At 72.7% G+C, this 10,917-nt stretch carries 10 protein-coding genes; 5 read left to right on the forward strand and 5 right to left on the reverse strand.

Annotated features, from left to right (window positions below; all coding sequences use genetic code 11):
• Positions 1 to 100: 100 nt before the first annotated feature.
• Together metF and IE275_RS37880 are read left to right on the forward strand one after the other, a co-directional pair.
• A complete protein-coding gene (gene metF / locus IE275_RS37875) occupies positions 101 to 1,024 on the forward strand; it encodes a methylenetetrahydrofolate reductase [NAD(P)H] (protein ID WP_189717213.1) in 924 nt (307 codons plus the stop codon).
• A 56-nt stretch (positions 1,025 to 1,080) separates the two neighbouring features.
• Positions 1,081 to 2,097, forward strand: coding sequence for an SCO2102 family sporulation regulator (locus IE275_RS37880; protein WP_189717214.1), 1,017 nt, complete (start codon positions 1,081 to 1,083; stop codon positions 2,095 to 2,097).
• 84 nt (positions 2,098 to 2,181) lie between these two features.
• Here the strand turns inward: IE275_RS37880 and IE275_RS37885 are convergent, their stop codons facing one another.
• The 5 genes from IE275_RS37885 to IE275_RS37905 all read right to left on the reverse strand — a co-directional run bounded on the left by IE275_RS37885 (position 2,182) and on the right by IE275_RS37905 (position 8,409).
• Entirely contained in the window at positions 2,182 to 3,684 is a 1,503-nt protein-coding gene (locus IE275_RS37885; protein ID WP_189717215.1) for a phytoene desaturase family protein, read from the reverse strand.
• A gap of 81 nt (positions 3,685 to 3,765) precedes the next feature.
• Positions 3,766 to 4,380 (reverse strand): DUF4126 domain-containing protein, encoded by a 615-nt coding sequence (locus tag IE275_RS37890; RefSeq protein WP_189717216.1) that lies wholly within the window; start codon positions 4,378 to 4,380, stop codon positions 3,766 to 3,768.
• Positions 4,381 to 4,779: 399 nt separating this feature from the next.
• Positions 4,780 to 5,406, reverse strand: a complete 627-nt coding sequence (locus IE275_RS37895) for a TetR/AcrR family transcriptional regulator (protein WP_189717217.1) — start codon at positions 5,404 to 5,406, stop codon at positions 4,780 to 4,782.
• Between the two features lie 44 nt (positions 5,407 to 5,450).
• Positions 5,451 to 7,535, reverse strand: coding sequence for a YhgE/Pip domain-containing protein (locus IE275_RS37900; protein ID WP_189717218.1), 2,085 nt, complete (start codon positions 7,533 to 7,535; stop codon positions 5,451 to 5,453).
• Entirely contained in the window at positions 7,507 to 8,409 is a 903-nt protein-coding gene (locus IE275_RS37905; protein WP_189717219.1) for an ATP-binding cassette domain-containing protein, read from the reverse strand. Before IE275_RS37905 ends, IE275_RS37900 begins: the two co-directional genes overlap by 29 nt.
• Before the next feature lie 174 nt (positions 8,410 to 8,583).
• Here IE275_RS37905 and IE275_RS37910 point away from each other — a divergent pair, with 174 nt between their 5' ends.
• The 3 genes from IE275_RS37910 (at position 8,584) to IE275_RS37920 (ending at position 10,829) form a co-directional block, all read left to right on the forward strand.
• Complete coding sequence (locus IE275_RS37910) at positions 8,584 to 9,147, forward strand: SAV_6107 family HEPN domain-containing protein (RefSeq protein ID WP_189717220.1); 564 nt, start codon at positions 8,584 to 8,586, stop codon at positions 9,145 to 9,147.
• Positions 9,148 to 9,324: 177 nt separating this feature from the next.
• Complete coding sequence (locus IE275_RS37915; RefSeq protein WP_189717221.1) at positions 9,325 to 10,152, forward strand: methyltransferase; 828 nt, start codon at positions 9,325 to 9,327, stop codon at positions 10,150 to 10,152.
• A gap of 275 nt (positions 10,153 to 10,427) precedes the next feature.
• Positions 10,428 to 10,829 (forward strand): SCO2097 family morphological protein, encoded by a 402-nt coding sequence (locus IE275_RS37920; protein ID WP_189717222.1) that lies wholly within the window; start codon positions 10,428 to 10,430, stop codon positions 10,827 to 10,829.
• Positions 10,830 to 10,917: the final 88 nt, after the last annotated feature.

Here is a 10,917-nt window from a genome sequence, read left to right on the forward strand (position 1 = left end):
CGGCCGGAGGGTGTCCGAAGGGTGGACAACAGGCCGACAATTCGGGCAAATATCCGAGATCTGGTTGGGTCACCCGCCGACCCCTGACTAACCTGCGGGTATGGCCCTCGGAACCGCATCGACCAGGACCGACCGCGCACGCACCGTGCGCGACATCCTGGCCACCGGCAAGACGACGTACTCGTTCGAGTTCTACGCGCCGAAGACGCCCAAGGGCGAGCGGAGTCTGTGGAACGCGCTCCGCAGGGTCGAGGCGGTCGCCCCCGACTTCGTCTCGGTCACCTACGGTGCCGGCGGCACTACCCGGGCGACCACGGTCAAGGAGACGCAGCAGATCGTCGTCGACACCACCCTGACCCCGGTGGCCCATCTCACCGCCGTCGACCACTCCATCGCCGAGCTGCGCAACATCATCGGCCAGTACGCCGACGCCGGGATCCGCAACATGCTCGCGGTGCGCGGCGACCCGCCGGGCGACCCGATGGGCGCCTGGGTCCCGCACCCGCGGGGCCTCACCTACGCCGCCGAGCTGGTCCGGCTCATCAAGGAGTCGGGCGACTTCTGCGTGGGCGTCGCGGCATTCCCCGAGATGCACCCGCGCTCCAGCGAGTGGGACACGGACGTCGCGCACTTCGTCGACAAGTGCCGGGCCGGCGCCGACTACGCGATCACCCAGATGTTCTTCCAGCCCGAGTCGTACCTGCGGCTGCGCGACCGGGTGGCGGCGGCCGGCTGTGACACCCCGGTCATCCCCGAGATCCTGCCGGTGACGAGTGTGAAGATGCTGGAGAGGCTGCCGAAGCTCAGCAACGCGCACTTCCCCGCGGAGTTGAAAGAGCGGATCCTCACAGCCAAAGAGGATCCGGCCACTGTACGCTCGTTGGGAATCGAGTTCGCCACGGAGTTCTGCGCTCGGCTGCTGGCCGAGGGAGTGCCCGGACTGCACTTCATCACGCTCAACAACTCCACGGCGACGCTGGAAATCTACGAGAACCTGGGCCTGCACCACCCACCTCAGGCCTAGACCGGTCGCACCGACATGAGACACACTGCGTAGCGGCCACTGTGAGAGGGGCGTACATGGGCTGGACGGTCCTCTACATCGCGTTCGGCATCGTCGCGTTGTGGCTGCTGGGCGAGGTCCTGCTTCAGTACAAGGCACGGCTGCGCTGGCGGCTGCTGGCGTTCGGCGGCTTCCTGGGCGTCGTCCTCGGTGTCCTGATCCCGTCGGTCGTCGTCATCGGACTGGGCGCGGCCGCCTTCGCGGTCGGCCAGACCTACGTCACGCTGTCGTTCCGCCGCGGCTTCGCCGAGGGCTGGGCCGTACGCCGCGGGGGCGACGAGAACGACGACGAGACCGCCGGGCCCCTGCCCAAGCGCCGCCGCGGCAAGGCCGAGCGCCAGGACTCCGAGGCCGACGACCTGGAGCAGGGCGAGGCCGGCTACGCCGACGGCGGGGAGCCGCCGTACAACGGCGACGGCATGGGATTCGGCCGGGACAAGAGCGCCTACCCCGACGACGACTACGACCGCGACGACGTGTTCACGCCCGCCGGCCGCGGCACCCAGGCCTCCGAGGCCGAGTCCACCGCCGTCTACGAGCCGACGCCCATGCCCGACGACACCGGCTCCTACGGCATATACAGCGACACCGCCTACGCCGGTGCCACCGGCCAGCCCCAGGACCAGTACGCGACGGCCGCCCAGGGCAGCGCCGACCAGACCTACGGCTACGACGGCTACACCGGGTACAACCAGCAGCAGTACGGCTACGACGCCACCGGCGAACAGCAGTACGCGGCCTACTCCGACCCGTACATCGGCACCCAGACCTACGGCGGGGGCTCCTACGACGCCGGCTACGGCCAGCAGCAGTACGGGCAGCAGGGCTACGGCCAGGACCAGTACGCGACCGGCGGCTACGGCGAGACCCCGGCCGGCGGTGTCTGGGTCCCGCAGCAGCGCAGCACCGACGACCAGTTCGGCGGCGAACTCCCGCCCGAGCAGTCCTACCCGTACCAGGGCGAAGGACAGCAGGGGCAGCAGGGGCAGCAAGGACAGGGCAACGGGTACGACGAGCAGCAGTACCGCTTCTGACCCGCTCCACAGCACTCCGCCGGCCGCGGTGACGACCGGCGGTCCGGCGGTTCTCCGGCGCCGGTGCCGGCGTCCGTCACCGGCTCACTGAGAGCCCCGGAACTCCGGCCCCTCCACGATCAGTCCGGCCACCAGCGCGCCCGACATGCCCGCGTGCGGCAGCCCGCCCCCGGGGTGCGACCAGCCGCCGACGGTGAACAGTCCGTCCAGCCCCGTGACGCTCGCCGGGTGCAGCAGCCGGCCCCCGGCCGCGGCCAGCGCCGGTGCCGGCACCGCCCCGCCCGTAACGCCCGTCTCCGCCGCGATGTCGGCGGGGGTGCGCACCTCACGCCACAGGACGCGGTCGCGGAGACCGGGCACTGCACGCTCGGCGACGGCGACCAGTGCGTCCGCGTGCGCGTCGGACGTCCGCGCCCCGGCCGGGACCACGGCGGTGAGCGTCACCGTCTCGTGCCCGGCGTCCGGCACCAGCGCGGGGTCGCCGGGCCGCAGCACCGTGACCGTCGGCCGCGCGGGCACCCCGGGAGCCGTACCGAACAGGCTCTCCAGTTCGCCGTCACGGTCCTCGCTGTGCACCACCGTCCGGTGCGCGGTGCCCTCCGGCCGGCCGCCGCGCAGCGCGAGCAGCACCGTCAGCCGGCTGGGCATACCCCGCTGGGGCGGGACCTCGCCCTCGCCCCGCGCGGGAAGCCCGTCGGCGCTCCCGGGGGCGATCACGATGTCGGCCTCCACGACCTCGCCTCCCCCGGAGCCCGAAGCCCGGGAGGTGCCCCCGGCCAGTTCCACACCCGCCACCCGGCCGTCCTTCTCCAGGATCCGGGTGACGTCCGCGCCGAAGACGAACTCGACCCGGCGCGCCAGGCACCGCTCGTACAGGGCACGGGCCAGCTCCCGCAGCCCGCCGCGCACGTACCACATGCCGAAGGCGTGCTCCATGTACGGCAGCACCGCCGCGCTCGCCGGGGCGACCCGCGGATCGAGGCCGTACGCGAGCGCGTGCCCCTCCAGCAGGGCGGCGAGCCGGGGGTCGCGCAGCTCCCAGGCGCCGACCTCGGCGAGCGTGCCGGCCCTGCGGGTGCGCAGCAGACGTTTGTGGGGCACCGCCGGGTAGGGCTCACGGCCTGCCAGCACCGGCCAGTCGGGCCACAGGGGCTCCTCCAGGAGCGGCCTGCGGGTGCGGTCCCAGGTCTCGCGGGCCCGGACCAGGAAGTCGCCCCAGCGCTGCCCGGCGCCCGCCCCCAGCGTGTCGTCCAGCGCCGCGACCACGCCCGCGCGCGAGGCGTTCGGCAGGGACACCGCGGTGCCGTCCGCGAACACGTGCCGGGCGGACGGGTCGACCTGGACCAGTTCGACGCAGGACTCCAGCGGCTCCTTGCCGGTCTTCACGAACAGATCGCGGTAGACCGCGGGGAGCGGGAGCAGCCCCGGGCCGGTGTCGAAGGCGAAGCCGTCCCGTTCGAAACGGCGCAGCGCGCCGCCGTACGTCTCCGTACGCTCGTACACCGCCACCCGGTGGCCCGCGACGGCCAGCCGGGCGGCGGCCGCCAGCGCGCCCGTCCCGGCGCCGATCACCGCAATCCGTGCCATGCCCGCGACTTTATCGGCCGCCACCGACAGTCCGGCCCCCGGCCGGTACGACGGGACCGGACGCCCTGTGCGGGCGGGACGTCAGCCCGGTGGGGCGTCCGGATGCCGGGTCAGCCGACGTTCCTCCCGGCGCTGGGCCCTGCGGCGCAGGAAGCGGCGGATCCGGGAGACCAGGAAGTACAGGACCACGAGCCCGGCCAGCAGCAGCACGCCCGCGATGACGGCCGCGGCCCCCGGGTGGAACATCGCGAACGTCACGATCCCGGCGACCCCGAGATCCTCGGCCAGGCTCACGACCACGTTGCTGAGGGGCTCCGGCGAGGTGTTGACCGCCATCCGTGTGCCCGCCTTGACGGTGTGGCTGGCCAGCGCGGTCGAACCGCCGAGCAGGCCCGCCGCCACGTCGGAGAGCGAGCCGCTCTGCCCGGCGAGCAGGGCCCCGACCCAGGCACCGGCGGCCGGCCGGATCAGGGTGTGCACGGAGTCCCAGGCCGAGTCGACGTACGGGATCTTGTCGGCGACGGCCTCGCACAGGAACAGCACGGCCGCCACGATCAGCACCTCGGGGCGCTGAAGGGTCTGCGGGACGTCGTCGCTCAGACCGGCCGCGCCGAACAGGCCGAGCAGCAGCACCACCGCGTAGGCGTTGACGCCACTGGCCCAGCCGCTCGTGAAGACCAGGGGGAGTACGGACACGGACGCGATCGTAACCAGTCGGACGGACGGCGTCCTGGGGTTGAGCCCTCAGGTCTGAGTACACGTACCTAGGGTGCGAGTTGAGTACGCGCGCGGATGGGGGGCGACCTGCGCGAACGGAAGAGTGGAGGCACGGAGAAGGGGCGCGGCTCCGGCACCGGCGACACGGGGCGCCGGAACGGAGCGGCCCTCGATCCGCTCCTTCCGCCGACACGCTCGGCGGGAGCGAGGCACGGGGGGAACCCCGGGGGAGCGACCGAGCGGGGGACGACGGGGGAGCAGGGGAGGGGAACGGGGGGAACGGGGGGAACGGGGAAGCGCCGGTTCGTGGTGGCCCGCGGGGGACGCGGCCACGGCGAACCGGCGCTCTCCTGTGTTCCGGCGCCTGTGGGAGCCGCCCTACCGGTGGCCGCTCACCCGGCCCTGGAGCAGCCGGGACAGCGCCGCGTGGACGTCGTCCAGCGAGCGCTCCGGCTGGAAGGCCTGCCAGTCCAGGGCCGCCACCAGCACCATCCCGACCAGCGCGGCCGCGGTCAGCTGGACGTCGATCTCGTCGCTGAACTCGCCGTTCGCCACGCCGTCGCGCAGGACGCCCTCGACGACCGCCACCGCCTCCTGGCGCACCACCATGAGGGTGGACTGCCAGGCCCGGTTGGTGCGCCACAGCTCGGCCACGTACAGCTGGGTGAAGGACGGGTAGCGCTCGATGAAGACGAGACCCGCGCGGATCATCGCGTCCAGGGCGTCGACCTTGCCGCGGCCCTCCCGGTCCGCGCGTTCGGCGGCGTCCCGCAGGGAGGCGGTGAGGAGACCCACGCCGTGCCGCAGCAACTCCTCGAAGAGGACCGACTTGCTCGCGAAGTTGTAGTAGACCGTGCCCTTCGCGACGCCGGCCCGTTCGGCGATCTCGTCCACCGTGGTGGCGGAGAACCCCTGCTCGGCGATGAGTGTGACGGCCGCCTCGTAGAGCTTCTGCCGAGTGGCCTCGCGACGGGTGCGGCCGCCCGAGGTGGTGCTGCTTTCCATGGTCCCGATTGTCACAGGAACCCGGGCCCGCGGATGCCGGATCTTCACAGGCTCAGCTCCGGGTGCAGCCGGTCCAGGGTCCACACCTGGCGGCGGCGGGCCGACAGGGCGGTCAGCGCGAGGGCGCCGGCCGTGAACGCGACGAGCACCGCGCACGCGTACCCCACCGGTTCCAGCCCGCCGCCCGTGATCAGCCTGCGGAGCGCCTCGACGACGTAACTCATCGGCAGGTAGGGGTGGATGGCGTTGAAGAAGCCGGGGCTGGTCTGCACGGGGTAGGTGCCGCCCGCGGAGGTCAGCTGGAGCATCAGCAGGGCGAGGACGAGGATCCGGCCGGCCGCGCCGAAGCGTGCGTTGAGCCACTGCACGAGGGCCGCGAAACACGCCGTCACCAGGAACAGGAAGCCCACCGTCCCGGCCGCCCGCGCCATCTCCAGGCCGATCGCCCAGTGCAGCACCGCCATCAGGGCCGTGGTCTGGAGCACCCCGATCGCCACCACCGGCAGCCAGCCCGCCAGCGCGATCCGCCAGGCCGAGGCGCCCGCGGCGAGCGCGCGCCGGTTCATCGGCGCGATCAGCATGTACGCCACCATGGCGCCCACCCACAGCGACAGCGGGATGAAGTACGGGGCGAAACCGGTGCCGTAGTTGGGCGCCTTGTGCAGGTCCCTGGAGACCAGCTGGACGGGGTCGGCCATGACGGCGGTGCGCGCGTCGCGCGCGTCCTCGTCGTAGTCGGGGATCTGGGCGGCGCCGTCGTGCAGACCGCCGGCGAGCTTCCCGGAGCCGTCGACCAGCTTGAACATGCCCCCGTTGAGGTCCTCGGCGCCGGTCTTGAGCCTGCCGACGCCCTCGTTCAGGTCACCGGCCCCGGTGTCGGCGGTGCCGAGCCCGGTGTGCAGCTTCTTCGCGCCCTTGGCGACCTTCGCGGCGCCCGTGTTGAGGGCGTTGACCTTCTCCACGGCGTCGTCGAGGTCCTCGGAGAGGTACGGGGCGTGGTCGGCGAGGGCCTGGGCCTGCTCCTGGAGGGTGCCGAGATTGGTGCGGAGCGTCTTGAGGTCACCGTCCTGGTCGGTGATCAGCGTGTTCACGTCGTCGGCGACGGTCGCCACGTCGGCGGCGGAGTCCCGGGCCTTCTTCAGGTCCGTGCAGGCGGGGTCGGCCAGGATCTGGTCCTCGCAGCGCGCGAGGTAGACGGCCGCGAGGGTGTCCGCGGCGGTGTGGGCGCCCTCGGCGGCGGTCGGAGCCGTCTTGACGAGGGTCTCCAGATGGCTGTCGACCACCTCGGCGGAGTCGGCGACCAGCTGGGCCGTGTCCCCGATGGTCTTCTCGTTGTCCTCCAGGAAGGGCCCCAGGTTGCCGGCGAACCCGTTGACCTTGTCGGCCAGCGCCTGGGTGCCGTCCGCGACCTGCTGCGAGCCGTCCTGGAGGTCACCGGCCCCGGAGTCGAGCTTCTTCAGCCCCTTGGACAGCTTCCCGCTGCCCTTCTTGGCGTCCTTCAGCCCGTCGGCGAGGTCCTTGGAGCCCTTCTCGGCCTTCCCGATGCCGCCCGTGAGGTCGTCGGCGCCGTCCGCGGCCTCCGCGGTCGCGCCGTGGATGTCGGAGAACGAGATGAACATCTTGTCGAGGAAGGACCGCGACGCCTTGGTGGAGGCGGCCGTGCGCACCTCGCTGAAGACCGTCCGGGAGATCTGTCCGACGATGTAGTTGTTCGCGTCGTTCGTGCGCACCTGGAGGGCGCCGGTCTCGGGGGAGTCGCCCGCACTGGAGGCGATACGCCTGCTGAAGTCGGCCGGCATGGTCAGCGACAGGTAGTACGTGCCGTCCTCCACACCCGCGCGTGCCTGTGCGGCGCTCACCTCGTGCCAGTCGAAGACCTCGCTGTCGCGCAGCCCTTCGGTGATGTCGTCACCGGCGCTGAGCTTCTTCCCGTCGGCGGTCGCCCCCCGGTCGTCGTTCACCAGGGCCACGGGGATGCGGTCGAGCCGGCCGTACGGGTCCCAGAACGACCACAGGTACAGCGCGCCGTACAGCAGGGGCAGCAGCAGGAGCGCGACGAGCGCGGCCCGCGGCAGCTTCCCCCTGCCGAAGCGGCGCAGCTCAAGCGCGGCCAGTTTCGGCGAGCGCATCGGCCTTCTCCTCTTCGTGCGCGTCGGGGTCTTCGTCGACGGAGGGCTTTCGGCCGTCGACGTGGTCGGGGTGCTTGCCGGCCTCGGTGGTCTCGGTGGCCTCGGCGGGCTCGGTGGCTTCGGGGTGCTCGCCGTCCTCGGGCTCGGGTTCGGCCTCGGGTTCGTCGGCCTTCGGCCCCGGCCGGTCGCCCGGCCGGGTGGACAGCCCGAGGGCCCCTTCGGGGGCCTCGGCGCAGACCGCCAGGACGGTGGTGCCGGACCCGGCGATCGACGCCAGGAGGTCCCAGACCTCGGCGCGTTCGGCCGCGGACAGCTTCAGATCGGTGTCGTCGACCCCGAGCAGCCGCGGCCGCCCGATGAGCGCCAGGGCCACCGACAGCCGCAGCGCCTCGATCCGCTCCAGATCGCGCACGGCGGTCCGGGTGCCCTTGGGCAGGGTCTCGCGGTCGAGTCCGGCGGCGGCGAGCGCGGTGTCGATACGCAGCCTCGCCTCCGTCGCCCGTTCCGCGCGCGGGCGCAGCAGCTCCCGTACGGAGGCGCCGAAGCGCCGTTGGAGCAGCGCCCGTTCGTGCAGGTGCTCGCCGACCGTGAGGGCCGGGTCGAGGTCGGTGACGCCGGCGACGTGCGCGAGCGCGCTGAAGCGGCGCACGGCCGCCAACTGCTTCGGCAGCCGTGCGTCGCCCACGGCCGCCGTCCCTTCGGTGGCCTTCATACGGCCGGTGAGCGCGAGCAGCAGGCTCGTACGGCCCGAGCCGGACGGTCCTTCGATCGCGATCAGCGAGCCTTCCGGTGCGTCGAGGCCGATTCCCCGGAAGGCCCATCCACGCGGGCCTTCGAGGCCGAGGCCCTCGGCTGCGATGCGGACGCCGCCCACAGCTCCCCCTGAGTGTCACTTTTTGAACTGACTGGTCAGTGCAAAAACTAGCCCGAACTTTCGATCGAGGCAAAAGCCCAGGTCAGAACGGATTGTCAGTGGCATACCTCACGATGGGCACATACGGCACCACCGGACAGTGCGTGCCGTCACCCAGACGACAGGAGGTTCGTCATGGCCAGCTACCACGCAGCCGCCGCCCACCGGCGCCGCGCCACCGGCCCTGCCCCCTCACTGACCGGCCCGGCGAGCGACGTCCACCCGGTGCTGCGCCGCACCACGGCCCCGCCCGCCGCCCTCGACCTGCTCGCCCAGGCCCGCGCCGGACTGGACGAGGCCACCGCCCTCGACACCCCCAACGAGCGCTACGCCATCGCCCACCTCGCCGCCCTGCGCACCGCCGCCGCCGTCCTCGCGGCGCGGGGCCGCCCCGACCCCTCGCCCCGACGGCGGGCGCGCATCCGGAGCGCCTGGGAAGTGCTCCCCGAGATAGCGCCCGAGCTGACCGAGTGGAGCGCGCTGTTCGCCTCCGGGGCCCGGCGCCGCGCCCGGGCGGAGGCGGGCATCAAGGGCGCGGCCAGCCGCCGGGACGCCGACGACCTGATCCGCGACGTGGCGATGTTCGTCCGCCTCGTCGAACGCATGCTGGTCCTCCAGCCCGTCCTGCCCCAGCCACGCCAGGACGGGGACGGAGCGGACGGCTCCGACGGCGGACGCGCCATGCCGGACGCGGGCTGACCGGCGGCGGGCGGCCGCCCACGGCGACGACCGGGTGATGACCGGGTACGGCGGCGGAGGCAATAGGGTGGAAGACGCCTGAAGCCTTCCCGCCACCCTTGCCCAGCCCGGGGCCCGGAAGGCACCCCGTTCGCTCCGCCGCGCAAGAGGCGGTGCCGCGCCGAGGAGTCAACTGCCGTGCCGGACCCGATGCGCCCGCCCGTCTCCCACCACCACCCTCAAACGGCGTCGCTGAGCTCCGGCCCCTTTCGCCCCCGCGCCTCTCTCCGTACCGCCGTGGTCTGGGAGGTCCTCCAGGACGCCCTCGAAGCCCGGGTCAAGGCCACCGGTCGCGAGACGCTGGACGTGCTCGACACCGGCGGTGGCAGCGGCAACTTCGCGGTGCCCGTCGCCCGCCTCGGACACCGGGTCACCGTCGTCGACCCCAGCCCCAACGCGCTGTTCGCCCTGGAGCGCCGCACCGCCGAGGCCGGGGTCGCCGACCGCGTCCGGGGCGTCCAGGGCGACGCCCACGGCCTCTTCGACGTGGTCGAGCGCGGCGGCTACGACGCCGTCCTGTGCCACGGCGTCCTGGAGTACGTCGACGACCCCGCCGAGGGCGTCCGCAACGCGGTGGCGGCCCTGCGCCCCGAGGGTGTCCTCAGCCTCCTCGCCGCCGGTCTCGGCGGGGCCGTGCTCGCCCGGGCCCTCGCCGGCCACTTCAAGGAGGCCCGGCAGGCCCTCTCCGACCCGGACGGCCGCTGGGGCACCGGCGACCCCGTGCCGCGCCGCTTCACCGCCGAGCAGCTCACCGCCCTGGTCGAGGGCGCGGGCCTGCGGGTCGGCGCCGTGCACGGTGTACGGATCTTCGCCGACCTCGTCCCCGGGGTGCTCGTGGACACCGAGCCCGGCGCCCTGGAGGCCCTGCTGAAGCTGGAGGAGGCCGCCGCCGAACTCCCCGCGTTCCACTCCGTGGCCACTCAGCTCCATGTGCTCGGTGAGACTCGGGGGACCGACGAGGCCTGAGTCTCTCCTGGGGTGCGCCGCTGATCAGGGACTTGGCCGCACATGGAGTACGCCACAGGCCCCCCGTTCGGGCGTAGTGCGCCGTATGATCGAGGGAGACCGCCCGGCATGACGGGTCGGCCGCTGGGGAATGGAAACTTCAGCGAGCCGGGACGTCCATGGCGGGCTCCGGTTGGCCAATTGGCGTAGAGGGGCGGGTTTCACGGGGGCGATTCCCTGCCTATCCTGAAGGGACCCCCAAGTCGCCCCGGCGACTGCACGATGAGGAGGACTCCGTGCCGCTCTCGGAGCACGAGCAGCGCATGCTCGAGCAGATGGAGCGAGCGCTGTACGCCGAAGATCCCAAGTTCGCGTCGGCGCTCGAGGGAAGCGGGCTGCGCACGTACACCCGGCGGCGGGTCTACCAGGCGGTCGCGGGCTTCCTCATGGGTATCGCGCTCCTCATGGCCGGTATGGTCGCCAAGCAGGTCTGGCTCAGTGTGGTGGGCTTCCTGGTGATGCTGGGGTGCGCCGTGCTCGCCGTGACCGGCTGGCGCAAGGCCCCCAAACCGGGTGAACAGTCCGCCGGCGGTGCGTCGCACACGCACGGTCAGGCCCGGCAGAAGCGCTCCATGATGGACCGAATCGAGCAGCGCTGGCAGCGCCGCCGTGACGAGCAGGGTGGCCAGGGCCACTGACACCGTCCCGGGGCAGCACGCCATAGCCGCGTCCAGATGTCCGTGAGGGGGTGACCGCCTTCGGGTGGTCACCCCCTCACGCATGCCC

Origin of the sequence: Streptomyces phaeofaciens (assembly GCF_014648915.1) — a bacterium.
GTDB lineage: Bacteria > Actinomycetota > Actinomycetes > Streptomycetales > Streptomycetaceae > Streptomyces > Streptomyces phaeofaciens.

Coding starts and splice junctions, on each gene's coding strand:
- metF (WP_189717213.1), top strand. CDS start 101: ATGGCCCTCGGAACCGCATCGACCAGGACCGACCGCGCACGCACCGTG.
- IE275_RS37880 (WP_189717214.1), top strand. CDS start 1,081: ATGGGCTGGACGGTCCTCTACATCGCGTTCGGCATCGTCGCGTTGTGG.
- IE275_RS37885 (WP_189717215.1), bottom strand. CDS start 3,684: ATGGCACGGATTGCGGTGATCGGCGCCGGGACGGGCGCGCTGGCGGCC.
- IE275_RS37895 (WP_189717217.1), bottom strand. CDS start 5,406: ATGGAAAGCAGCACCACCTCGGGCGGCCGCACCCGTCGCGAGGCCACT.
- IE275_RS37900 (WP_189717218.1), bottom strand. CDS start 7,535: ATGCGCTCGCCGAAACTGGCCGCGCTTGAGCTGCGCCGCTTCGGCAGG.
- IE275_RS37910 (WP_189717220.1), top strand. CDS start 8,584: ATGGCCAGCTACCACGCAGCCGCCGCCCACCGGCGCCGCGCCACCGGC.